The sequence below is a fragment of the Sneathiella chinensis genome (genome assembly GCF_012720115.1).
Lineage (GTDB): Bacteria > Pseudomonadota > Alphaproteobacteria > Sneathiellales > Sneathiellaceae > Sneathiella > Sneathiella chinensis.
The window spans coordinates 662,280-685,254 of the sequence record NZ_VNWN01000004.1 but is presented as its reverse complement, the minus strand read 5'-3'; the positions used below and the strand labels follow the sequence as shown (position 1 = coordinate 685,254).

The following is a 22,975-nucleotide window of genomic DNA, read 5'->3' as shown; positions in this document are numbered from 1 at the left end:
CATGGAACAACCGTCCCGATATAACCGCCTTGTTGGAAAATATGGTCCCGCCTACAAGTGGCTGGCGGTCTCGTCCGTCATTCTGGGCCTGCTGACAACGATCTTCTCCTCCACCATGGTCAATGTGGCCCTGACGGACATCATGGAGGATTACAGCATCACGCAAGGATCAGCGCAATGGATGGCCACGGCCTTCCTGTGTGCCAATGCGGTCATGATGCTGACCACCGCGTGGCTGACGCGGGAAATCGGGGCACGGTTGACCTTTATGGCGGCCATCTTCCTGTTCCTTGCCGGATCGGCATTGGGATGGGCCGCGCCCAACTATCCGCTGCTTATTCTGGCGCGCCTGCTGCAGGGGGCCGGGGCGGGTATCCTGCAACCGCTTTCCATGTCACTGGTCTTTATCCTGTTCCCGCCTGACATGCGGGGTCGCGCCATGGGCCTGTTCGGCATGGGGGTGGTGATCGGACCGGCCATTGGCCCGGTGGTTGGCGGTATCATCACCGACACGCTGGATTGGCACATGACCTTTGCCATCAGTCTGCCGCTGGCGATGGTTGCCGGTATTCTGGGCTGGATCTTCCTGCCCGACCGGCGTCAGGACTTCCGCCATCAGGCCTTTAACTGGCTCAGCTTCATCATCATCGGCGTGACCGTCGGATCGTTGCTGATCGGATTGACCAATTCCCAGTTCGATACCCTGACCTCGGTTCAGGTCTATCCCTATTTCATCCTGTCCCTGACCGGCTTGCTGTTGTTTCTGGTCCGGGAGACCCGCAGCAAGGCCCCCCTTGTCCAGCTTGAGGTTTTCCGCAACCCGGTTTTCACCTCTACGGCGATCATCGGGGCGTTGGTCAGTGCCGGGCTTTTCTCCAGCATCTATGCCATTCCGCTGTTTGTGCGGACGGTTCAGGGCATGAATGCCACCGATGCCGGCCTGATCCTGCTGCCGGCGGGCCTGACACTGGTGGCCGTGTTCCCCATTGCGGGCCGACTGGTTGACATGTTCCCCGCTTATCGCATGATCATCGCGGGCCTGCTGACCTTCCTGATCGCCACATATGCCCTCAGCTTTGCCCATGAAACCAGCGATTTCTGGGTTCTGGCCTGCTGGGTGTTGATTGGCCGCGTGGCCTTGGGTTTTGTCATGCCGGCCAACAGCACACTGGCCCTGTCGCGGGTGCAACAGGACCTGATTACACAGGCATCCGGCTCCCTGAATTTCGTGCGCATGCTGGGGGGCACGGTGGGCGTCAACCTGACAGCCATCCTGATCACCGCCCGCAGCAGTTTTCATCTGGAGGAAACCGCGCAGAAATACGGTGTCTCCCTCCTGACGGAAGCACAGCGCATTGAGGCCGAAACCCAGACCTTTCAGGACTGTTTCCTGATCACCCTGCTGGTTTTCTCCCTCTCGCTGATCCCCGGCCTGTATATTGCCATCCGAACCGAGCGGGACCGCAAAAAAGAAGAACCCCGCCAGACCTAGATCCGGCGGGGTTCCCGTTTTTTACGTCACGATTACGCGAAACGATCAGGCGTCCTGAAAGGTCTTTCCTTCACTCGCCAGACGTTCCAGAAGCGGTGCCGGCTTCCAGTAATCGCCGTACTGCTCCTGATACTCGCGCAGGGTTTTCACCACATTGTCGAGACCGATATAGTCGGCATAGCGCATCGGGCCGCCCCGATAGATCGGCCAGCCATATCCGTAAACCCAGATAACATCGATGTCGCTGGCCCGGGTGGCAATGCCCTCTTCCAGGATTTTCGCGCCTTCGTTGATCATCGGATAGATGCACCGCTTCAGGATTTCCTCATCGGAAATCTCGCGGCGTTCAATCCCGGCGTCCTTTGAAGCCTTCAGGATGATGTCCTCAACAACCGGGTCCGGTGTCGGGGTGCGGCTGCCATCCTTGTACAGGTAATAACCGGCGCCTGTCTTCTGGCCGAAACGGCCCAGTTCGCAAATGGCATCGGCAATCGGGCTCTTCTGCCCCTTACCCTGACGGATACGCCAGCTAACGTCGTTGCCGGCCAGATCGGCCATGGCGAACGGACCCATGGGCAGACCGAAGTCATAGAGAACCCGGTCCACATCCTGCGGCAGGGCGCCTTCCAGGATCAGCTGGGTTGCCTGTTCCGCACGGCGGTGCAGGATACGGTTACCAACAAAGCCATCGCAAACACCAACCATGGCCGGAACCTTGCCGATCCGCTTGGCCAGTGCCATACAGGTTGCCATGACAGACTTGCTGGTCTTGTCTGTACGGACTTCTTCCAGAAGTTTCATGACGTTGGCCGGGCTGAAGAAATGCAGGCCGATGACATATTCCGGACGCTTGGTCACAGCACCGATTTCGTTGATATCCAGCGTGGATGTGTTGGTCGCCAGAATGGCCCCATCCTTACAGATCGCATCCAGCTTGGTGAAGATTTCCTTCTTCACGTCCATGTTCTCGAACACGGCTTCAATAACGATATCCACATCCTTGATATCCTCAAGGTTGGTGGTACCGGTCAGAAGGGACAGGCACTTGTCCATGGCGTCCTGGCTCATGCGGCCTTTGGAAACCGTGGCGGCATAGTTCTTCTTGATGATCGCAATACCGTTATCCAGTGCTTCCTGGGTGGTTTCCACGATGATCACCGGGATACCTGCCTGCAGGAAGTTCATGGCGATACCGCCGCCCATGGTGCCCGCACCGATGATACCGGCTGTCTTGATATCGATCAGCGGGGTGTCTTTCGGGACATCCGGGATTTTCGCAGCCTGACGCTCCGCGAAGAAGAAGTAACGCTGGCTGAAGGACTGCTCGCCCTGCATCAGTTCCATGAACAGTTCGCGCTCGCGCTTCAAACCATCCGGGAACGGCAGTTCAACAGCGGCCTCAATGGCCTTGATGCAGTTTTCCGGGGCTTCGAAGTTGCGGGTCTTGCGGGCAATGGACTTGCGGAAGTCAGCAAACATGCCGGGATTTTCCCGGGCTTCCTTCAGCTTGTCGTTCTGATCGCTGATTTTCACCAGCGGCAGGCCATCAGCCACAACCTTGCGGGCAAAGGCTTTCGCGCCTTCCTTCAGGTCGCCGTCAATGATTTCGCTGACCAGACCCACTTCCAGTGCCTTGCTGGCGCCGATCGGGTTGCCAGAGGTAATCATTTCCAGTGCCATGGGAACACCGACCACACGCGGCAGACGCTGCGTACCGCCGGCACCCGGCAGGATCCCCAGCTTCACTTCCGGCAGGCCGACCTTTGCGGTCGGACTGGCAACGCGGTAATGACAGCCAAGCGCCGTTTCCAGTCCGCCGCCCAGCGCCGTTCCGTGAATGGCAGCAACGACCGGCTTGCTGCAAGCCTCCATCGCGGCAATGACTTCATGCAGGCTCGGGGCTTTTGGCGGCTTGCCGAATTCGGTGATATCCGCACCAGCGATAAAGGTCCGGCCAGCACAAACCAGAACGACAGAAGACACTGAACTGTCTGCATCGGCGGCCTCGATACCTCCTTTGATACCGGCACGCACGCCGAAGCTCAGGGCGTTTACAGGAGGGCTGTCGACTGTAATGACACCAACGTCACCTTCCGCCTCGTAGCTGACAAATTCTGTAATGGCAGTCATGGGTTATTATTCCTTTCCCAGATTATTCTGACTGAAAATTTCTTATTTTCGGGTCGGATCGTCGGAAACCTGAACCAGCAGTTTTCCGAAATTCGCCCCTTTCAACAAACCAATAAAGGCTTCCGGTGCTTTTTCAATACCTTTGACGATATCTTCCTTGTATTTCACCTCGCCTGCGGCCACCCAAGCCCCCATGTCTCGCAGGAAGTCGGGCAGACGATTATACCGATCCGAAATAATGAACCCTTGCAGGGTCATCCGCTTGACAAGCATATCCCCGAAGAAGGCAGGCAGCTTGTTGGGACCTTCCGGATCGGCGGTCATGTTGTAATTCGCAATGCGGCCGCACAGCGGGATACGGGCAAAATCGTTCATCAGCGGGAAAACCGCCTCGAAAACCGCGCCGCCCACATTCTCGAAGTAGACATCAATACCCTTTGGGCAGGCCTCATGCAACTTTGCGACAAAGTCCGGGTCTTTGTAATTCAAACAGATGTCGAAACCCAGTTCCTTTTCGACAAAATCACATTTCTCTTTCGACCCGGCAATGCCGACGGCGCGGGCCCCCTTGATTTTGGCAACCTGACCCACGACGCTGCCCACAGCACCGGAGGCGGCGGCAACCACAACGGTTTCCCCTTCCTTGGGCTGACCGATATCCAGCAACCCCACATAGGCCGTCAGACCGGGCATCCCCAACACACCGACAGCAGTGGAAATGGGCGCCCGTGCCGGGTCCAGCTTCATCACACCGGTCCCATCGGACAGCCAATAGGATTGCCAGTTGGTCATCCCCATGACGTAATCCCCTTCGGCAAACCCCTTGTGCCGGGATTTCACCACAACGCCAACGCCGCTGCCGGTCATGGGTTGGCCCAGTTCGGCACTGACGGCATAGCTTTTCGAGGCATTCATCCGGCCCCGCATATAGGGGTCCAGCGACATATAGATCACCTTGACCAGAAACTGCCCTTCGGCGGGTTCAGAAACCGGGCTTTCCGCCAGCTCAAAATTGTCCGGTGTGGGCTCTCCCACAGGGCGGGATTTCAAAAGCCATTGCTTGTTCATTTCAGTCATTCTGATTTCCGTTCTATTCGTTAAAGGTCAGGATTTGATCCGATGCGGTATCCTCGTAAAGGCGCCGGACAAGCTCTGCCCGGTTCTCCAGCACCGCATTCTGGTTGATATATTGCTTGTCTGTTATTTCATTCCGATCCACCGACAGCGGGGCCGCCATGACAAGCGCATGTCCGACCCACCGGCTTTTCGAGGGGTTCCTCCTGTTGTAAGTTTCAAGCCTTGACCGGATTTCGTCAAGTATGGACGCATCCTTTATAACCGCCGTCACATCAGAACGGGCAACATCCGGCAGGCCGCTTCTTTTCAGCAACCCTTCCGCCGGAACAATCAGAATGCCCAATGCCTCGCGGTCATGCCCCGTGATCACCACATCCCGAACCAGCGGGTCCAGCGCGTCAATAATGGACAGCCGCAAGGCCCCCATATTGACCCATGTGCCATTGGACAGCTTGAAATCCTCGGAAACCCGGCCGCTGAACCGCAATCCCTTTTCCGGGCTGTCCGGATCCTCGAAGCTGACCGCATCGCCGATACAATAAAACCCCTCGTCATCGAAATACTGGTCGGTCAGGTCGGGGCGTTTGTAATATCCGTCGTGAACATGGGGGCCCCGAATGCGAATTTCATACTTGTCCGCCACTGGCACCAGCTTGACCTGAACTCCCGAATAGGGCACCCCGATCAAACCCACCTTTTCCGTGTTCCAGTAAACCGCCGTACCGGTCCCCACCGTCTCGGTTGATCCCCAGCCTGTGCCAAACGGCATACGGTATCCGGTGTGGCGGATGGACAGCACCTGCGTCCGTTCATACAATTCCTGCGACAGGGCCGCGCCGCCGTAATTGCAGACATTCAGACGGTCAAAAAACGCCTCGGCAAGGATTTCGTCGGCCTCCAGTTCGTCCAGCAGGAAACTGAACGCCATGGGTACACTGCTGAACCGTGTCGGCCTGACCCGGCGAATGTTATCGATGGTTCGCTGGAACATGCCCGGCATGGGCTTGCCATCATCCATATACAGGGTCCCGGCAAGGCGCATGGTGCCAAAGAAATTGACGTTCCCGCCATAGGTATGATGCCAGGGCAGCCAGTCCAGCGTGATCATGGGGTTGTTGATCGGATCGCGTGGCTCCCCAATCAGTTCGTGCATTTTCAGGGCGGAACAAATCATGCCCTGCGTGTTGGGGACCGCCTTCGGCATGCCGGTCGACCCGGACGTGAACAGGATTTTGGCCAGCGACAACCGGTCCACCTTGTCATAGGCCTCCGCAACCAATGCCGCGTCCATGCCTGCAAGCATATCCTGAAAACGCAGGCCGCCATGCGCCTCGCCGCCGACAGTCACCACATCCATTCCCGGTTTCAGGATCGTCTGGATGGCCTTGCCGTATACATCCCCGCTTTCGGCGAAAATCATGCGGGCACCGACCAGTTCCGCCGCGTATTTCAGTTTGGAATAATCCCCGGTCATCAGGGAGAAGGACGGCGATACCGGCACAATCGGAACCCCGATCTGGATCGCCCCCATGGACAGGACCGCATGGGCAAGGCTGTTGCCCGACAGGATCAACAGCGGCGTGTCCGGGCCATAACCCTGCTGCAGCAGCCATGTACTGACCCTGTCCGCCTGATCCCGCGCCTCGGCATAGGTTAGCTCCGGCCAGTCCGCCGCCGGTTGGCATTGCACCAGAAACGGCCGGTCCGGGAGTTCCTCTGCGGCCCGGCGCCAATAAACCGCAACATTTTTTTCGTAGTCCCCGATTGCAATGTTGCTCTCAATCAGATATGAGCCGTCCTTTCTTTTGTTAACGGAGATATCCGGAACTGGACGGTTCAAAGGTTTAAACAGAATCTCTTGAGTCATACAGCCGCTTTCTCCCATTAATTTTTGTTTCAGTTTTTATTGGCAGACTGATATTCTGGCGAATATTGACAAATTGTCATGAAAAATTCCAGCGCCAGCCGCAAAAAATAAAAAAGTAAACAGGATACGAAAAATGACGGATTCGGCAGAGGGTGCACTGGGAACAGATCGCGCCTCCAAGCGCAAGGCGGAAAAGCGCGAACGTTTGCTGGCCGCGGCACGAAAACTTTTCATCACACGGGGCTACCACGAAACCCGCCCCCAGGATATCGCCCGCGAAGCAGATGTGGCCCACGGCACCTTTTACAGCCACTTCAATGACAAACGGGAAATTTTCCTCGCCTTTGCCAGCGAAGCACAGGAAGACCTGCATAATTTCGTCTCCAGCCGCGTGCCAGAGGTCAACAGTTTCGAGGAATATCTGAATTACGCCCTGACCGCCATTCAGGAATTCGCCGAACAGAACCCCGGCCTGCTCCGCTCCGCGCTTGTGGACACAAAAGTATTCGATCCTTCCGACACCACCGGTAAGGTGGTTCGCAGCCGCTTTGCCTCCGGCTTTATCAAGGTGCTGGAACGGGCGCGGAAAAACGGCGAACTCTATGATGATGTGGACCCGGAATTGATGGGCCACGCCATGATGGGCATGATACAGGCATCCGCCCCGCAGGCCTATCGTATGGGCAAAAGCCGCGAGCAATATGTCTCCCTGATGGCCAACTTCCTGACCCGCGGCATGGTTCGCAATCCGGAACGCCTGTAGACGGGTAGAGCCCGGTCTTTACGACCAGGGCCCCTTTCTTTTCCCCGATGTTTTTCCCGGCCGCGTATGAGGCACCGCCCCGCCAGTGCGAAGCGGCACGTCAGCGCTGCGCCGGGCGGCGCGCCCTGATCCTGTAAAGACAGATGCCGCCAGTTCGCGAAGCCGCGCCACACGGTTCGCCGTCGCCGGGTGGGTCGAGAACAGATTATCCGCCCCCCGTCCGTGCAGCGGGTTGATGATAAACATGCTCGCCGATGCCGGGTTACGTTCGGCCACCTCGTTATCGATATGGGCAGCGCCCTTTTCCAGTTTCAGCAGGGCACTGGCAAGCCATTCCGGGTTGCCGCAAATTTCGCCGCCCGCCTGATCCGCCGAATATTCGCGGGTCCGGCTGATGGCCATCTGCACCAGCATGGCCGCAAACGGGGCCAGGATCATCAGGGCAAGCGTCCCGATAATGCCCATATTGTTGTTCCGGTTGCCGCCAAAAAACAGGGCAAAGTTGGCCAACATGCTGATGGCACCGGCAATGGTCGCCGTGATGGTCATGATCAGGGTATCCCGGTTGCGGATATGGGCCAGTTCATGGGCCATCACCCCGGCCAGTTCCTCACGGGTCATGATCCGCATCAATCCGGTGGTGGCGGCAACGGCGGCATTTTCCGGGTTCCGGCCTGTGGCGAACGCGTTTGGCTGCGGGGTATCAATCAGGTAGACCCGCGGCATGGGCAATCCTGCCCGTGTCGCAAGATCCTGCACCAATCCGACAAATTCCGGTGCATCGGCCATGCCCACTTCGCGGGCGCCATACATGCGCAGGACCATCTTGTCAGAATTCCAGTAGGCAAAGCCGTTCATGGCGATGGCCACAACCAACGCAATCAGCATGCCCGCCTCTCCGCCAATCAGAAAGCCAACCCCAAGAAAAAGGGCCGTAATGGCGGCAATCAACATTCCGGTTTTAACGAAGTTCATAAACGCAATACCCTGAAAAGAAGTCGGTTTCTCTCCCTATATTGGTAAAATCGGGCCCGTCTTCAAGGGAGGTACGCCTCATTTCACCGGCCCCGATTTTCCAGAAAGAACTTGATCTGTCAATGGATCGCGCTAGCTTCACCTTAAGCATAAAGTTTAATTTACAAATGCTTGATATACATTGTGAAGTAGCACCGAAGAGCGGCTGGTCACAGGGAGTGTAAAGGTTCCTTCGGGAACAAAAAAACGGCAGGAGAAATCCTGCCGTTTTCCGTTATCCCATAAGGCAATCAGTTAGGCCAGTGCAGACCTGATTGCCGCAATGGCGGCCTCGCCTTTTGACGCATCCGGCCCGCCGGCCTGGGCCATGTCGGGGCGACCGCCGCCGCCCTTTCCGCCAAGGGCCTCGGACCCGATCCGCACCAGATCAACGGCACTGAACCGGTCGGTCAGGTCATCGGTCACGCACACCACGATTGACGCCTTGCCGTCATTGGCCGCAATCAGAACGATGACACCGCTGCCGATGGATTTCTTCAGTTCATCGGCCATGGGCTTCAGGTCTTTTGGGGGCACATCCTCAAGCAGGCGGGACGCAAAGTTCAGATCGCCAACCTTCTCGGCGGCCTGCTCGGTCGCGCCCCCGCCGGTCGCCAGCTTTTTCCGGGTTTCTTTCAATTCCCGTTCCAGCTTCTTGCGATCCTCCAGCAACCCGTTGACGCGGGACACCAACTCACCCGGTGCCACCTTCAGGGTGCCCGCCGCTTCGCTCAGCAGCCGTTCCCGTTCGTTCACATATTCAAGCGCCGCCGCACCGGCAACAGCCTCGATCCGGCGAACGCCCGCGGCAAGTCCGCCTTCACTGACGATTTTCAGGAACCCGATATCGCCGGTTCGGGCCACATGGGTGCCGCCGCACAATTCCGTGGAATAGGTCCGGCCTGCGCCCTTGCCAGCATCCTCACCGCCCATGGAGACAACCCGAACCTCATCGCCGTATTTCTCACCGAACAGGGCCATGGCACCCGCCTTGATGGCTTCTTCCGGGGTGGTCAGATGAACGGCCACATCCGCGTTCAGGCGAATGCGATCATTGACGTCTTTCTCGACCTGGCGAAGTTCTTCTTCGGAAATGGCTTTCGGGTGGGCAATATCGAACCGCAGGCGATCCTCCGCCACCAGTGAGCCTTTCTGGGTGACATGATCGCCCAGGCGCTGACGCAGTGCTTCATGCAACAGGTGGGTCGCGGAATGGTGCGCCCGAAGACGCGCCCGGCGTTCGTGGTTCACATGGGTTTCAAGAACATCCCCGACCTTGACGGCCCCTTGTGTCACCTTGCCCACATGAATATGCAGGCCTTCCTTTTTCAGGGTGTCGGTGATTTCGATAACGGTCTTGCCATCTTCGGATTTCAGGGAACCCGTATCGCCTTCCTGACCGCCACTTTCACCATAGAAAGACGTCTGGTTCAGAACGACCATCACATCGGCCCCTTCGGAAACCGCGTCTGTCTCATTGCCACCGGCAACGAGGGCCTGAACCTGCCCTTCGGCAGTTTCCGTCTGATAGCCCAGAAACTCGCTGGCCCCGGCCCGTTCATGAATATCGAACCAGACCTGATCGGTTGCGGCCTCGCCAGACCCGGACCATGCGGCACGGGCGGCTTCCTTCTGTTTCTGCATGGCGGATTCAAACCCGGCCTCATCCAGATCACGGCCCTGCCCCCGCAGGATATCCTTGGTCAGGTCAACCGGGAAGCCAAAGGTGTCGTAGAGCTTGAACGCCACTTCGCCGGACAGGGCTTCCTGATCCCCAAGCTTGTCGGTGGCATCCTCCAGCAACCTCAGACCACGGCCCAATGTTTCCTTGAACCGGGTTTCCTCCAGTTTCAGGGTTTCCGTGATCAGGGGTTGTGCCCGCTCCAGTTCCGGGAAGGCGGAGCCCATTTCCTCGACCAGAGCCGGGACAAGTTTCCAAACCATCGGGTCCTTGGCGCCCAGAATATGGGCATGACGCATGGCCCGGCGCATGATCCGGCGCAGCACATAGCCCCGCCCCTCGTTGGAGGGCAGGACGCCATCGGCAATCAGGAAACTGGAAGAGCGCAAGTGATCGGCAATCACCCGGTGGGAGACCTTGAATTCTCCATCGGCGGCCACATTGGACACATCGGCCGATGCCTGAATGATCTTCTGCATCAGGTCGATGTCATAGTTGTCATGCTTGCCCTGCAGAACCGCCGCCACACGTTCCAGCCCCATGCCCGTATCAATGGACGGGCGCGGCAAATCAAGACGGTCGCCATTGGCCATCTGTTCGAACTGCATGAAAACAAGGTTCCAGATTTCAATGAACCGGTCGCCATCCTCATCGGGGGAACCGGGAGGGCCACCGGGAATGCCTTCGCCATGATCAAAAAAGATTTCGGAACAGGGACCGCAGGGGCCTGTATCGCCCATGGACCAGAAGTTGTCTGAGGTGGCGATACGGATAATCCGGTCATCGCCAAGGCCTGCAATCTTCTTCCAGTGGCCAACGGCCTCCTCGTCATTGTGATAGACGGTGACCAGCAGCTTTTCCTGCGGCAGGCCGAACTCCTTGGTCAGCAGGTTCCAGGCCAGTTCAATGGCATGTTCCTTGAAGTAATCCCCGAACGAGAAGTTCCCCAGCATTTCGAAAAATGTATGATGCCGGGCCGTATAGCCCACATTTTCAAGGTCGTTGTGCTTACCGCCGGCCCGGACGCATTTCTGCGTGGTCACGGCCCGCTTGTAATCCCGTTTTTCCTGCCCGGTGAACACGTTCTTGAACTGAACCATGCCGGCATTGGTGAACAATAGGGTTGGGTCGTTCCTCGGCACCAGCGGTGAACTGTCGACGATCTCGTGGTCATGTTTCCCGAAATAGTTCAAAAAGGCTGAACGAATTTCTTTTGCTGTTGTCATTTTCTCTAACCCCGTCCCCTTCACGGCGGACATGAAAAATCAGTTACGGTTTGCTTTCCATCATTAGCAAACGTGCCTTTTACCGTGCAGACGAGGGTGTGTCCAGAAACAACACGCCCTTCCAGCAAACGGATACGCTTGTACTGGCATTACGCTTACAATCCTGATATGGAATTGATTAACGCGGTACACAATAATCAACAATAACAGAAAGCGTGTTATCGCCCTTAATAAAAACAATCGGGAAATCCACGTGACAGTAATCGACAAAGATCCTGGTGACTGTCGCGATCAAGGAAAGCCGCTGATGGATCGTCCCCTTGCCGATTTCGTCAACATGTTGCGGTACGGGGGCGTGCCGGTCTCCATCGGGGAAACAATGGATGCAGCCCGGACCATCGACCTACTGGGATATGACGACCGGGGACTGCTGAAAGCCGCTCTGTCACAGGTGATGGCCAAGACGACCGAGGAAATGGAAATCTTCAATTCCTGTTTTGAGGAATTCTTCACGCCCGGTATCTCCCTCGATCTGGAGACCGCCCTGCCCGCAGGGGATCAGGAAACCGCTGAACAAAATAGTGACCTTGAGGACGCGTCCTCCCTGCTGGATCAGTTACCCGCCGGCGGTCAGCAACAAAGCTCCGGCGGGAATGGCGGGGGCAGCGGAACAGGCAATGACAGCAGCGGCGAAGGCGCCCCGGATGGCTCCTCCCCTTCCCTGACCGACCTTCTGGAAAAGGGCGATCGGACCGAACTGGCGCTGGCCATGACATCCGCCGCCGATCAGGTCAATCTGGGCTCCATCGTCCTGATGACCCAGCGCGGTCTTTTTGCCCGCCGGATCATGGAGGAAATGGGACTGGCCGATGTCAACCAGACCATTTTCGATCGTCGCCGGGAAGGCAACGACGCCGGGGCCGATCAACTGAGCGAGCGGTTGGACATCCTGTTCGAGGCGGTCCGCGACATGGTGGAACGGCAACTGGCCCTGACCAGTGAGGGGAAAAACACCCAGTTCCGGCAGGAAATCCTGAAGAAGGTCAAGCTCAACAATATCGAGACACGGGACTTCAAGCTGATGCGGGAAATGGTCCGCCGCATGGCAAAGCGCCTGACCGACATGAATTCACGGGTCCGCAAGGTCAAGAACCGGGGGCATCTTGATATTCGCAAGACCATGCGCCGGAATGTGGCCTATGACGGCATCCTGTTTGAAACCCACTGGAAATTCCTCGTAAATCCCTTCCGCGGGAGAGAGACCATGTTGCTGGCAACACTTGTGCTGGGGTCCGCCCTGACAATGGGCGGCAGCGCCATACTGGAAAACGAGTTCGGCATTCACGGAGACATGATGCCGGAGGTTGCCCCGACCCATGAGGTCCCCGCAATCGACCGCCAGTATAAATACCGTCCGGAAGGCCTGAAACCCCGCGTCAGTCCCCGCAACAGCCGCCCCTCGGCGCCCATGGGAAACAGCCAGTTCCGCTCTCCTTCCCTCGGGCATGGTTCCACCTTGCCCGGGCGAGGCTTTTCCAGCAGCCCGACCGCCCCCTCCCGCTTTTCCCGCCCTTGAGCAATTTCTATCGTGCAGAAACCTTTCTTCTACTAAGGGTCGCCCAAACGTGGTACGACTTGGGCAAGAACCTGTCCTTAATCCACTAACCAGCAGGCACCCGTATCCATGTTTGAGTCCCTTGATATTTCCCTTCTTCTCGGTCTTGTCCTTGTCTTGATTGGCACCGGTATTTTTGGCGGCATTCTTGCCGGGCTCCTTGGGGTTGGCGGCGGCATCGTGATTGTTCCCGTCCTGTACAACACCTTACCCTATTTCGGGGTCGGGGATGACATCCGCATGCATATCGCGGTCGGCACCTCGCTGGCGACCATCATCCTGACCTCCATCTCGTCCGCCCGGTCCCATTACAAGAAAGGGTCCATTGATGTGGACCTCCTGAAACGCTGGGGACCGTTTATCTTTCTTGGGGTTCTTGGCGGGACCGCCCTTGCCAGCGTGGCAAACGCGGCCGTTCTGACCGGTGTTTTTGCGGTTCTTGCCCTTGTTGTTGCGGCGAATATGGCCTTTCGTCCGGCGGATGTGCATATTTCCAACCAACTGCCGCGCTCTCCCCTCAAGGAAGCGATTGCCGTCTTTATCGGCTGGTTCTCTGCCATGATGGGCATTGGCGGCGGCACCTTCACGGTCCCGATCCTGACCCTGTTCAACTACCCCATTCGCCTTGCCGTCGGCACTGCCTCTGCCATCGGTCTGATCATTGCCGTGCCGGGGACCATCGGGTTTTTGATTTCGGGCTTTTCCGTGCCCGATCTGCCGCCGGGGAATATCGGCTATGTCAATATTCTGGGCTTCCTGATCATCGTTCCCATGACCATGCTGTTTGCCCCTGTCGGCGTCCATATCGCCCACAGCATCAACACCAACGCCCTGAAAAAAGCCTTTGCCTTCTTCCTGTTCCTGACATCTGTCAGGATGTTCTATAGCCTGCTGTCATGACCGCGGACCGGCAGGAAAGGGAAACATTGAAGGCGCGGCTGACCGCCCGTTTTCGCCCCTTTCTTGCCGGTGATCTGGAATGGGCGATCCTGTCCCCGCCCCTGCTTCCCAACAGCCTTCAGGCCCATCTCGCCCGCCTGCCGGAAACCCGCGCCCTGATTGACAGGGTTCGCAACGACCCATCCCCCCTGCTGGATACGCTCCTCACCATGAAGCGGCAAAATCTTGGCACCTATTTCGAGCATCTGATTTTCTTCTGGCTTGAAAACATGCCAGGCGTGCAGGTTCGGGGTAAAAACCTTCAGGTCCGGGAAGACAAGCAAACCCTTGGCGAAATGGATGTCCTGTTCGACTATGACGGGGCCTGCTGGCACTGGGAACTGGCGGTCAAGTTCTACCTGAATGCGGGCGACAGGATGGACCCGTGGCAGTGGGTTGGCCCCATGAAACGGGATACCTTGGGGCGCAAGCTGGACCGGCTTTTCTCTCACCAGCTAACCCTGCCGGAAACACCGGCTGGACAGGCCTGCCTTTCCCGCCTCGGGATAAAGGAGGTCACCTCCTCCCCCATGGTCAAGGGGATGCTTTTCAGCGCAGCAAGGCAAGACAGCGCCTACGAACCGGGCACCACACCGTTACCGCCCTCGCTATCCCCCCAATGCCTGCAAAGCTGTTGGATGACCCTCCACCAGTTCCAAGCGGACAGCAGCTTACCCTTCACCCATTTTCGTATCCTGAAAAAACCCCGCTGGATCAGCCCGATCCGTGACTTCGATGATCTGGTCAGAGGGGACCAGACCGTGGCCTCAGCCGCGCTGGCCCATTGCTTCCAAGGCCACGCGGCCCCTCACCTCATTCTGCTGGCCCGGCAGGACGCGGACCATTTCACTGAAATCCGGCGGCTTTTTGTGACGCCGAATGACTGGCCCTGATCAGGTCCAAGGCGATACCGACTCTATTTCCGTCAGGAAGCGGATCACATCCAGAAAGGCCCGGATCAGTTGCCCGCTGTTTTCCACCCGGAAATACCGGGCCGGCTCACTGGCGCATTGTTGCAACCCAGCGCGGGTCTCCGGCGGGGACTGATAATCCACCACATGGATTGCAACCCCCTCGCTTTTCAGCCGGTCGCACACCGCCCCCATCAGGGGATCCTGAAGGGCGGCGTCGGCATTGGCACTGCCACTCACCAGAATAACCGCCTTCTGCGCCGCCCCGTATGCCGCCGGGAAGGAGGTTCCCGCCTGCCAGACCCCGCTCCATTCAGGGGCCAGCATGCGTTCCGCCCATGTAAGGGCAGTGCCCGTCGCGGCGACCCCATGTCCCGTCACACCCTCAAGATACGCCTGAACAAGGCCCGGCTGACCCTCCGGCGGCAACAGGCGCAAAAGGTCACAATCCTCCGGTGTGGTCACCTCATATCGGTCTAGGCCGGTCTCCGGGTCCGGGGTAACCGTGATTTCCAAATAGACCGGGAACCTTTCCACCGACGGCGGGATCGGCATATTCCGGCCCTCCCCATAGCGCGGCAGCACGCACCAGCGCTCCTCCTCCAGCGGGCCGGACCACCCCTTGATGCCGGGTACTGCGGGCGGCACCAGAACCGGCCATTCCTCTGGTCGCGTCCATGCCTTCCTTGGGGCCACATTGACACGATCCCCGCCCAAAGGAACAACGCCCATACGCACGGTTTCGGGCTGTTTTGGAAGGGCATCCAGAATGCGAGAAAAATGCGCAGCCCCTACCTTCATGCCCTCCAGCGCGGATTGCAAGGCGGCCTGTTCTGTCCGGTCCAAAACCAGAATAATTTCCGAGGGCGGCAGGGAAATCTGCCACCTGCTTTCTGCATGCAGGACATTCCCCTCCCCCGCCCCGAACAGGGAGATCAAAACCGTCGGCACCGCAACCTCAAAGGCAACAGATACCTGCCCCGCCTGCCGGTCCTGCACCACCTCAATAAAGACGATGTTTGTGCCCGCCCCCTCAGCAGAAACACCGCTTCCGTCAACAAGGCTCTGGCGGATGAACCCTTCCACCATCGGGATCAGCGCCTGATCCTCCATCAGATACAGGTTCTGCGCGGTAAGGCGGGCGGCATTCTCGGCAATCCTCTGGATTTGAGCCTCCACCCTGAAAAGGCGGGTCATATCCACGGCAAGCGCCAGACTGCCCACAATCAGGATCACGCCCAGAACCGCCATTGGTACCATGCTGCCGCTTTCACACCGGAAGAAGGGAATGCGACCTGCCCCCGTCCCCTTCGAACGGGTCATTCCGGGGGAACCTGACGATAGGACAAAGGGCGGGCACCGCTGACTGTCATGCCCTCTGCCGATGCTTCAAAAAAGCCGGTCAGAAAAAAGGCGTCCGCCGGATACAGGCACAGGGTCAAAACCGCAAGATATTGGTCTGGCAGGACTGGGGCATTTATTTGCCCGGTTTCGAAAGGCGCCGGTTCACTCTGGCTGCCGCCCTTCAGCCATGCCCGCCCCGCTTGCGGGCAATCGCGCCCCACAAGACGCCCCGACAACGAAAGCGGCAATCCCTCGCCCCCCTCTCCCGGCAGGTGCAGGATATGGGCCGAAAGCCCAAGCCCCACCGCCTTGATATCCTCGTGCAACTGGGCCTGAAACCGGCCATGGAGAGACTGGACGGTCTCCTGATCGGGATAGTCAGCCTCGCTCAGGTGTACCAACCCCTGCGTCAGCATTTCTTCTGCCTCATGATCCAGTTGGACAAGCCGCACAAGATCAAAACCAAGCACAAGAAGAAATACCAGAACCGGCATCAGAAGGGCCGTTTCCACAAACACGCTGCCCCCTTCTGACCGCGCAAATGCCTCAGGCAGAAACATTCCCTACCCCCCTTGCTGTGGTGCAAGCCGAAGGGTGACAACATGGTGGGACTGCCGCCGGCGAACATCCGCCGGGATCAGGAACCCCACCGGCGAGATTAGCGGCGGCGTATAGGCAAGACGGTAGGTGACAAACAGCCAATCCCCGGAAGGAGCATTCTCTATCCCGGTTCGGGCCACGGTCAGCCCCGCCAACTCCAGCCAGTCTGGCAGCCCCCCGCCGATCCCCGATTGCAACCCCGCCAGAACCTCCGCTTCCGATGGCAGGGGCAATGTCACCGCCTGCCCCCCCGGCGGATCAATATGCCCGCCCGTCCGCCGCAGCAGACTATCGGTCAAGGAAAGCCGTTGCAGATCGATAACCAGAAAGATCATTGCCAGAAGGACCGGCAGGGTCAGGGCCAATTCGACGCTGGTCACCCCCCGGCAACTTGCCAGAAACGCGGCAAGCAGCGGCGGACGGGCGGGCGACGGGCGACGGGCCTTTCTGATCATCATGTTTTCGGCCCCTCCCCGGCGAACAGAAAAGCGCGGAGGGCCACATTGCTCTTCATGGATCGAAGCAACTCATAGTATTTCAGGTTGGCGGTCGCCTCCTCCGCGCCAAGGTCCAGCAAGCCGATATTGAAAGCTGCACCGCTGTCCCCGTTCAGGGCGTAGGCCAAGGCCAGATTTTGCCGAACCCGACGCGTGGAAGCAGGCCCAAAGGCGATTTGGGACAGCCGGGTGATGGCCTCCTTAAGGCGGCCCGCCAGCAACAGGGAAACCCCATAATTGTTCAGGATTTGGATATCGTCGGGCCGGCTTTCCAAAAGCCTTTGATACAGGGGGGCAGATTGATCTGGCTTTCCCGCCATGTCATGGGCAACGGCCAATCCCGCAAGGGCGGCCCGGTTCTCCGGCTCCCGCCCGATGCAGCCTTGAAAATGCAGAACGGCAACGGACGGCTGCTTCAATCGCAGGCTGGTCTTGCCCTGCCCGATCCGGGCGGTACAGCCCTTTTCGGTCAACACCGCCAGACGGTCATAAGCGCCCAGCGCTTCCGGGTAGGCTTCCAGCCGGAAAAGGGCCTCCGCATACCCTGCCCAAAGTGCCGGTGTCTCCCTCCCCGCCCCGAGAAGAGCCGCGTATATCCGGGCAGCAGAGACATAATCCCCGTTTTGTGCCGCGGCGACGGCCACACTCTGTCCGGCCAGCCCCGTATCGGGAGGGGAAGCAAAAAACTGGTCCCGCAAGGACGAACTGCTCCCCGAACAGGCGGACAGCGTGATCCCCAGCAGAAGCATTGCCAATACATGTCTCAATGTCCGCCTCCGTCAAACAGGCGCATCACGGACACAAAACCCGGCCCCGCCGAAATCACCACGATGGGGATCACAATAAAAAGGATCAGTGGCAGGCTCAGCAAAACCGGCAGCCGGGCCGCCTGCCGTTCCCGCTCGATCAGACGGTGACGGCGGCTTTCCTCGGCCACCACCCGTAAAGACGCTGCAAGTGGCGTTCCGTAATGCTCTCCCTGTGCGATGGCAACCGCCAGATAGCGCAACGTTTCCGCGCCGGTTCGGGCATACAGCTTGTCAAACGCATCCCGGCGCCGTGGCAACACCAAAAGATCCGCCGAAAGCCGCTGCATCTGACCGGCAAGTTCGGGGGCGAAATCCCGAATATGCCCCTCGGTTTCCAGTAAAGCCGCATCAAAGGTCATCCCGGCCTCAACCCCCAACATCAACAGGTCGATCATATCCGGGGCCAGCCGATCCAGTCTGCGGCGGCGATACAGCCTGATCCCCTTGCCGATCTGTTCGGGGATCATCCAGCCAGCAACGCCCCCCACAAACAGGGCCGAAATTCCTTTTGCAGACACAAGCGGAAGATCTGATAGCAGCATCAATCCGATGGCTGCGCCCCCCATGCCAAGCAGCGCGAACACCCCCTTCACGCCATTGCCTGGGACCAGAGGAATGGCCCCGTGCCCGTCATCTGCTCTGTCCTCCGAGCGCGAGCTCACCCCCCAAGGCCATATCCCGCCTTCGCTGATCCACGCGGCAAGCCATGCCTGCGCCCGTGCGGGGACGGTTTCCCTGACGATGTCCGGGGGGATTTTCCCGGATACCGGTTCCGGGGCAAGGCAATGGTCAATCTTTCTGGCCCGCCGGGCGGCAAGGGCGGCCCGGAAGGTCCAGATCACCAGAAAAACGCCCGTACCCATAAGAACCACAGCCCCCATAACGGTCATAGTCGCGCCGCTCATCCCGTCACTCCCGAATTCGTCCGACAAGGTGGGAAATCACGGCAAACCCTGTCAACACACTGCCCAGACAATAAAGCAGGATCTGCTGCCCCTCCGGGTCTGTCGCCAGAAATTCGAACTGTTGGCGGTTGAGGAAAAACAGCGAAATCGTGGAAACGATCCCCAGCCCGGCAACAATCCGGGCGGACAATCTGGCTTCGGACGTTGCCACATCCGCCCTTTTTGCCTGTTCCTCATAGTCCCGCAGCATCCGGCTGAGCCGGTGCAGGACATCTGCATAGGCACCCCCGGTAAGACGCTGAATGGACAGGGTGGCGACGAAATACCGGTATTCCCGAAGACCTGTCTGCCCCGCCACCTTTTTCAGGACAGTTTCAAACGGCACCCCCATATCCAGTTGCCCGACCATCCCCGCGAAGAACGGGCCCGTCGGGGCGGGCATTTCACGGGCCACCGTGCGCAGGTTTTCCTCCAGCGAGACCCCGACCCGCGCCCCGCGCACCAGCAAATCAAGGGCTTCAGGAAACTGTTCCCTGAGATATCGATCCCGGCGCGCGCCCTGTTTTCGGAAGGCCCCCTTAAGAAGGAACGCCAGACTTGCCGCCAACAATGCCCCCCACCAAATCCCGAGAAAGACCAACAGCAGGGCAAGCAAAACCAACAGCATCAAAAAGATCGCCAGCAGGCGAGCCAGACCCACCTTGCCCCGGCCGGGTGTCCCCCGCGCCAGTGTCAGCAACAGGGCCTCCGTTCGGGGTTCCTGTTCCGATCGTGCGGGAGGCCCGGACGCCCCCCTCCCCGGTGAAGCGGAAAGATACCTGTCCCACGAAGGCCACCGCCCTGCCAATACATGCCGGAACAATAAAAACAGGCAAACCGTGCCCCCGATCCCGCACAGGATCAGAACAAACAGAAATGCAAATTCCGGGGTAAGCGCGCTCATGACAGGATCTCCCGGATGTCCTGATCCAGCCCATATTGCGCGGCCTTTGTCAGGCAATGGGGCCGGACCCGGACCTGTTCAAACCCGCCCCCACCTGCGCCCGGCGGGGATGCGGATGCCCTGAACAGGTCCTGCGTTACAATAGTGCCACTTTCAATCCCGATAACCTCGGTGATGGCCCGGATGGACCGGTGTCCAGCGGGGTCCCGTTTCACATGCACCACAAGGTCCAGCGCCGACGCAATCTGCCGCTGGATTGTTTCCACCTGAAAGTTCCCGGAACTGGACAGCATCAGATGCTCAAGGCGAACCAACGCCTCCCGCGCTGAATTCGCATGGACCGTGGACATGGACCCGTCATGTCCCGTATTCATAGCCTGCAGCATATCGACAACCTCATCCCCCCGAACCTCGCCAATGACGATCCTGTCGGGGCGCATCCTGAGGGCATTTCGAAGCAGGTCGCGCTGTGTTACCTCTCCCACCCCTTCGGCGCTGCGCTGTCGGGTTTCCAGACTGATCACATGGGTCTGCTGAAGATTGATCTCGGCGGCATCCTCAATGGTGACAATCCGCTCTGTCTTGCCGATACAGCCGGACAGGGCATTCAGGACGGTTGTCTTTCCGGCGCCGGTGCCGCCCGAAATCAGAATATTCATCCGACTGGCCACAGCCGCCCCCAGAAACCGGACCATTTCGTCCGACGCACTGTTCCGGCTGACAAGATCTTCAAGGCTCAACCCCCGCTCCGAGAATTTTCGGATAGAGATAATCGTGCCGTGAATGGACAAGGGCGGCGCAATAATGTTGACCCGACTGCCATCGGGAAGACGCGCATCAACCATCGGGCTGCTTTCATCCACCCGCCGCCCGACCGACCCTGCCATGCGCCGCGCCACCGACAAGACATGCGCATCATCGCGGAAGCGGATTGCAGTCTCGACCAGTGTCCCCTTTTTCTCAACGAACACGGAATTCGGCCCGTTTACCAGAATGTCGCTCACCTCCGGGTCCCGCAGCAAGGGCTGGATCGGGCCGGTGCCCAGCAGATCATCCAGCAACTCCCGTGTCAGGGAGGACTGCTCTTTCCAGTTGAGCGGGATCTTCTCATTCTCGACGATTTGAGACACCGCCTGCGTCACCTGAATGGCCAGTTCCGAGCGGGAAAGGCCCGTAACGCGGGCCGGATTGACCTGCTGATAAAACAGGGCTTCCACCCGCGCCCTTATAGGGGGCTCTATAACCACCGGATCGGCGGGCGGGTCTGCCGCCGCCCCCTCCGGCCCCTGAAACGGGGCGGCGGGATCCTCCAGACCAGTGGGGAACGGATCATTCTTTTTACCAAACATGGCGCGTGGCCTCCCTGATCCGGCCCAACATGCCTGTAGCTTTCCGGCGTCCCTCCCCTGTCAGCAGATCGGCAAAGCGGTTCAGGCTGGCCTGCGTTCGCGCGGACAGTCGGGACAGGTCCGGCGGATAAACCCCTTGCGCCGCAAAACCGGCACCATCAAACGGTATTTCCCCATCAATCTGCCGGTCCAGATGCGCTTCAAGACGCTGAACGGGAACATCAAGGGAGGTGCCGGGCCGGCAGCGGTTCAGCAAAACCAGTTCCTTGCCGACCTCATTTCCGTTGAAGGCTTTCAACAGGGCATCAACCTGCCGGGCAGCAGGAACGGTAGGCTGACACAGGATCAACCGGATATCGCTTTTGGCAACAAGCGGGACCGCCTGACTGATCGGCAGCCCTGAAAAATCCATAAACAGAAAATGATACCGGTTCTCCAGAAGGCTGGTCAGCCTGTCCTGCATCTCGGGGCCATATCGGGACACACGGGAGACCGACCCGCGAGATGACAGGATATGCAGGCGCTCTGTCACCGGTCGCATCACCCGGTCCAGATATAGCTGGTCGATCCGTTCAGGCGATTGCAGGAACCCCTGATCCTGTGCTTCCGGCTCCTGTTTGAAAAAGCCGCCCACACCATCATGGCCCGCGTCCAGATCAACGATCATGACCCGCCGGCCCCGGCTCCCGGACAGGGACAGGCCAAGCAGGGACAGGATGCTGGTAACCCCGGCCCCGCCTGATGCCCCCAAGACAGAAACGATCTTTCCGCGCACCGCCGATGGGGTTGATTGATTATCCGGACGGGTGGCCCGCAGGATCGCCCGGTGCAGAATATCCGCCGGAACCGGTGTCACCAGATAATCCTGCACCCCGATATCCAGAAGGTTCCTGTACAGGCCCACCGCATCCCGATCCCCGATGGCAATCACCTTGACATCCGGTGCGCAAACCTTGGCCAGTTCGTTCATGTGCGACAGGGGCAGATCGACCCCGGAAATATCGACAATCAGCACATCCGGCGATGGATTTCTGGCGAAATAGGCCGTCGCCGCCGTAACATTGCCAGACCGGCATTCCGGCTCCATTCGAAGCTGGCCGGATAGAAGGGTCCTGATCCCGGCCATGGTTTCCCGGTCACTGGCAAACACGGTCACGGTCAGGGGGGCCTGTACGGAAAGGACCGGGGCGACGCTATTCATTCCCCCCTCCCTTTTCCGGTGCGGGGGAAATGCCTTCGGCTTGCGCCTTTTCCGGTGGGAACAAGGACAGGACAAAAGAACCGCCTTCCCCCGCCGGCACGGGCCTTCCTCCGTGCAGTTCTGCCGGATCGACAAGGCTCAACGCCCGGTTCCTCTCCACCGCGCAGCCAAGCGGGCGCCGCCGGTCTCCCATCACGCAATCCGGCACCTGCAACAGATACCGGTTAAGGGTCATTACCAGTTCTGCCCCCGTGACGCGCTCCTTGTCTTCGGAAATGGGCCGTTCCTCAACGGTCAGGGTCAGCGCAGGAAACACTGTCTGTAACCCGGCCATATATTCTGCGGCCCTTTCGGTTCTTGCAAGCACATGGACATGACGGCCGCCTTGTGATTGAAATTCGGACAGGGCCTGTTCCACCCACACACCACCCGCCGTCAGGAACCGGCTTTGTCCGGCATGATATTCAAAGTCCCGCGCAACCTGCGAGATGCCCAATTCCGGGGCCTGTGCCGTCAGGGGGATAGGCGGAATATCGTCTTCCACCAGAAGGCATCCCCCGACCGAGAGGCCCGCCGCCGTCAATCCCAGTATTTGCGCAAATCTTTTCATTT

Annotated in this window: 19 protein-coding genes; 5 read left to right on the top strand and 14 right to left on the bottom strand. The window is 58.9% G+C overall.

Annotated elements, in window-relative coordinates:
* Position 1: 1 nt before the first annotated feature.
* Complete coding sequence (locus FQB27_RS09765; RefSeq protein ID WP_169560828.1) at positions 2 to 1,492, top strand: MDR family MFS transporter; 1,491 nt, start codon at positions 2 to 4, stop codon at positions 1,490 to 1,492.
* Between the two features lie 45 nt (positions 1,493 to 1,537).
* On the opposite strand, the gene FQB27_RS09760 is transcribed toward FQB27_RS09765, so the two are convergent.
* The 3 genes from FQB27_RS09760 to FQB27_RS09750 are packed head-to-tail and all read right to left on the bottom strand — an operon-like array spanning position 1,538 to position 6,539.
* Complete coding sequence (locus FQB27_RS09760) at positions 1,538 to 3,622, bottom strand: 3-hydroxyacyl-CoA dehydrogenase NAD-binding domain-containing protein (protein ID WP_169560827.1); 2,085 nt, start codon at positions 3,620 to 3,622, stop codon at positions 1,538 to 1,540.
* A gap of 42 nt (positions 3,623 to 3,664) precedes the next feature.
* Positions 3,665 to 4,699 (bottom strand): NADP-dependent oxidoreductase, encoded by a 1,035-nt coding sequence (locus FQB27_RS09755; RefSeq protein WP_169560826.1) that lies wholly within the window; start codon positions 4,697 to 4,699, stop codon positions 3,665 to 3,667.
* A gap of 13 nt (positions 4,700 to 4,712) precedes the next feature.
* Complete coding sequence (locus FQB27_RS09750; protein ID WP_169560825.1) at positions 4,713 to 6,539, bottom strand: AMP-binding protein; 1,827 nt, start codon at positions 6,537 to 6,539, stop codon at positions 4,713 to 4,715.
* 160 nt (positions 6,540 to 6,699) lie between these two features.
* Here FQB27_RS09750 and FQB27_RS09745 point away from each other — a divergent pair, with 160 nt between their 5' ends.
* Positions 6,700 to 7,329 carry a TetR/AcrR family transcriptional regulator gene (locus FQB27_RS09745; RefSeq protein WP_169560824.1) on the top strand — a complete coding sequence of 210 codons (630 nt, stop codon included), beginning with the start codon at positions 6,700 to 6,702 and terminating at the stop codon, positions 7,327 to 7,329.
* 18 nt (positions 7,330 to 7,347) lie between these two features.
* On the opposite strand, the gene htpX is transcribed toward FQB27_RS09745, so the two are convergent.
* Both htpX and alaS read right to left on the bottom strand, forming a co-directional pair.
* Entirely contained in the window at positions 7,348 to 8,304 is a 957-nt protein-coding gene (gene htpX / locus FQB27_RS09740; protein WP_169560823.1) for a zinc metalloprotease HtpX, read from the bottom strand.
* Between the two features lie 294 nt (positions 8,305 to 8,598).
* On the bottom strand, positions 8,599 to 11,250 hold the full coding sequence (gene alaS, locus FQB27_RS09735) for an alanine--tRNA ligase (RefSeq protein WP_169560822.1): 2,652 nt from the start codon (positions 11,248 to 11,250) through the stop codon (positions 8,599 to 8,601).
* A gap of 307 nt (positions 11,251 to 11,557) precedes the next feature.
* Here alaS and FQB27_RS09730 point away from each other — a divergent pair, with 307 nt between their 5' ends.
* The 3 genes from FQB27_RS09730 to FQB27_RS09720 all read left to right on the top strand — a co-directional run bounded on the left by FQB27_RS09730 (position 11,558) and on the right by FQB27_RS09720 (position 14,697).
* Positions 11,558 to 12,826: a hypothetical protein gene (locus tag FQB27_RS09730; RefSeq protein WP_169560821.1), complete on the top strand. Its 1,269-nt coding sequence runs from the start codon at positions 11,558 to 11,560 to the stop codon at positions 12,824 to 12,826.
* A gap of 108 nt (positions 12,827 to 12,934) precedes the next feature.
* Entirely contained in the window at positions 12,935 to 13,765 is an 831-nt protein-coding gene (locus FQB27_RS09725) for a sulfite exporter TauE/SafE family protein (RefSeq protein WP_169560820.1), read from the top strand.
* Positions 13,762 to 14,697 carry a DUF1853 family protein gene (locus tag FQB27_RS09720; RefSeq protein ID WP_169560819.1) on the top strand — a complete coding sequence of 312 codons (936 nt, stop codon included), beginning with the start codon at positions 13,762 to 13,764 and terminating at the stop codon, positions 14,695 to 14,697. Before FQB27_RS09725 ends, FQB27_RS09720 begins: the two co-directional genes overlap by 4 nt.
* On the opposite strand, the gene FQB27_RS09715 is transcribed toward FQB27_RS09720, so the two are convergent.
* The 9 genes from FQB27_RS09715 to FQB27_RS09675 are packed head-to-tail and all read right to left on the bottom strand — an operon-like array spanning position 14,698 to position 22,973.
* Positions 14,698 to 16,038, bottom strand: coding sequence for a TadE/TadG family type IV pilus assembly protein (locus FQB27_RS09715; protein WP_169560818.1), 1,341 nt, complete (start codon positions 16,036 to 16,038; stop codon positions 14,698 to 14,700).
* The gene (locus FQB27_RS09710; protein WP_169560817.1) at positions 16,035 to 16,619 is read right to left on the bottom strand and encodes a TadE/TadG family type IV pilus assembly protein; all 585 of its coding nucleotides are present in this window, start codon (positions 16,617 to 16,619) and stop codon (positions 16,035 to 16,037) included. The genes FQB27_RS09715 and FQB27_RS09710 overlap by 4 nt, the downstream gene beginning before the upstream one ends.
* A 3-nt stretch (positions 16,620 to 16,622) precedes the next feature.
* On the bottom strand, positions 16,623 to 17,117 hold the full coding sequence (locus FQB27_RS09705) for a TadE/TadG family type IV pilus assembly protein (protein ID WP_169560816.1): 495 nt from the start codon (positions 17,115 to 17,117) through the stop codon (positions 16,623 to 16,625).
* A complete protein-coding gene (locus tag FQB27_RS09700) occupies positions 17,114 to 17,923 on the bottom strand; it encodes a tetratricopeptide repeat protein (protein WP_169560815.1) in 810 nt (269 codons plus the stop codon). The genes FQB27_RS09705 and FQB27_RS09700 overlap by 4 nt, the downstream gene beginning before the upstream one ends.
* On the bottom strand, positions 17,920 to 18,870 hold the full coding sequence (locus FQB27_RS09695; protein ID WP_169560814.1) for a type II secretion system F family protein: 951 nt from the start codon (positions 18,868 to 18,870) through the stop codon (positions 17,920 to 17,922). Before FQB27_RS09695 ends, FQB27_RS09700 begins: the two co-directional genes overlap by 4 nt.
* 4 nt (positions 18,871 to 18,874) lie before the next feature.
* The gene (locus FQB27_RS09690) at positions 18,875 to 19,813 is read right to left on the bottom strand and encodes a type II secretion system F family protein (protein ID WP_169560813.1); all 939 of its coding nucleotides are present in this window, start codon (positions 19,811 to 19,813) and stop codon (positions 18,875 to 18,877) included.
* Positions 19,810 to 21,162, bottom strand: coding sequence for a TadA family conjugal transfer-associated ATPase (locus FQB27_RS09685; RefSeq protein WP_169560812.1), 1,353 nt, complete (start codon positions 21,160 to 21,162; stop codon positions 19,810 to 19,812). The genes FQB27_RS09690 and FQB27_RS09685 overlap by 4 nt, the downstream gene beginning before the upstream one ends.
* Positions 21,152 to 22,363, bottom strand: coding sequence for a CpaE/TadZ family protein (locus tag FQB27_RS09680; protein ID WP_169560811.1), 1,212 nt, complete (start codon positions 22,361 to 22,363; stop codon positions 21,152 to 21,154). The genes FQB27_RS09685 and FQB27_RS09680 overlap by 11 nt, the downstream gene beginning before the upstream one ends.
* Positions 22,356 to 22,973 (bottom strand): hypothetical protein, encoded by a 618-nt coding sequence (locus FQB27_RS09675; protein WP_169560810.1) that lies wholly within the window; start codon positions 22,971 to 22,973, stop codon positions 22,356 to 22,358. Before FQB27_RS09675 ends, FQB27_RS09680 begins: the two co-directional genes overlap by 8 nt.
* Positions 22,974 to 22,975: the final 2 nt, after the last annotated feature.

Bases quoted from the DNA above. Each gene is read 5' to 3' on its own strand.
- htpX (WP_169560823.1), bottom strand. From the start codon at position 8,304: ATGAACTTCGTTAAAACCGGAATGTTGATTGCCGCCATTACGGCCCTT.
- FQB27_RS09680 (WP_169560811.1), bottom strand. From the start codon at position 22,363: ATGAATAGCGTCGCCCCGGTCCTTTCCGTACAGGCCCCCCTGACCGTG.
- FQB27_RS09765 (WP_169560828.1), top strand. From the start codon at position 2: ATGGAACAACCGTCCCGATATAACCGCCTTGTTGGAAAATATGGTCCC.
- FQB27_RS09695 (WP_169560814.1), bottom strand. From the start codon at position 18,870: ATGAGCGGCGCGACTATGACCGTTATGGGGGCTGTGGTTCTTATGGGT.
- FQB27_RS09705 (WP_169560816.1), bottom strand. From the start codon at position 17,117: ATGATGATCAGAAAGGCCCGTCGCCCGTCGCCCGCCCGTCCGCCGCTG.
- FQB27_RS09755 (WP_169560826.1), bottom strand. From the start codon at position 4,699: ATGACTGAAATGAACAAGCAATGGCTTTTGAAATCCCGCCCTGTGGGA.
- FQB27_RS09730 (WP_169560821.1), top strand. From the start codon at position 11,558: ATGGATCGTCCCCTTGCCGATTTCGTCAACATGTTGCGGTACGGGGGC.
- FQB27_RS09725 (WP_169560820.1), top strand. From the start codon at position 12,935: ATGTTTGAGTCCCTTGATATTTCCCTTCTTCTCGGTCTTGTCCTTGTC.
- FQB27_RS09710 (WP_169560817.1), bottom strand. From the start codon at position 16,619: ATGTTTCTGCCTGAGGCATTTGCGCGGTCAGAAGGGGGCAGCGTGTTT.
- alaS (WP_169560822.1), bottom strand. From the start codon at position 11,250: ATGACAACAGCAAAAGAAATTCGTTCAGCCTTTTTGAACTATTTCGGG.
- FQB27_RS09690 (WP_169560813.1), bottom strand. From the start codon at position 19,813: ATGAGCGCGCTTACCCCGGAATTTGCATTTCTGTTTGTTCTGATCCTG.
- FQB27_RS09675 (WP_169560810.1), bottom strand. From the start codon at position 22,973: ATGAAAAGATTTGCGCAAATACTGGGATTGACGGCGGCGGGCCTCTCG.
- FQB27_RS09720 (WP_169560819.1), top strand. From the start codon at position 13,762: ATGACCGCGGACCGGCAGGAAAGGGAAACATTGAAGGCGCGGCTGACC.
- FQB27_RS09745 (WP_169560824.1), top strand. From the start codon at position 6,700: ATGACGGATTCGGCAGAGGGTGCACTGGGAACAGATCGCGCCTCCAAG.
- FQB27_RS09760 (WP_169560827.1), bottom strand. From the start codon at position 3,622: ATGACTGCCATTACAGAATTTGTCAGCTACGAGGCGGAAGGTGACGTT.
- FQB27_RS09715 (WP_169560818.1), bottom strand. From the start codon at position 16,038: ATGACCCGTTCGAAGGGGACGGGGGCAGGTCGCATTCCCTTCTTCCGG.
- FQB27_RS09685 (WP_169560812.1), bottom strand. From the start codon at position 21,162: ATGTTTGGTAAAAAGAATGATCCGTTCCCCACTGGTCTGGAGGATCCC.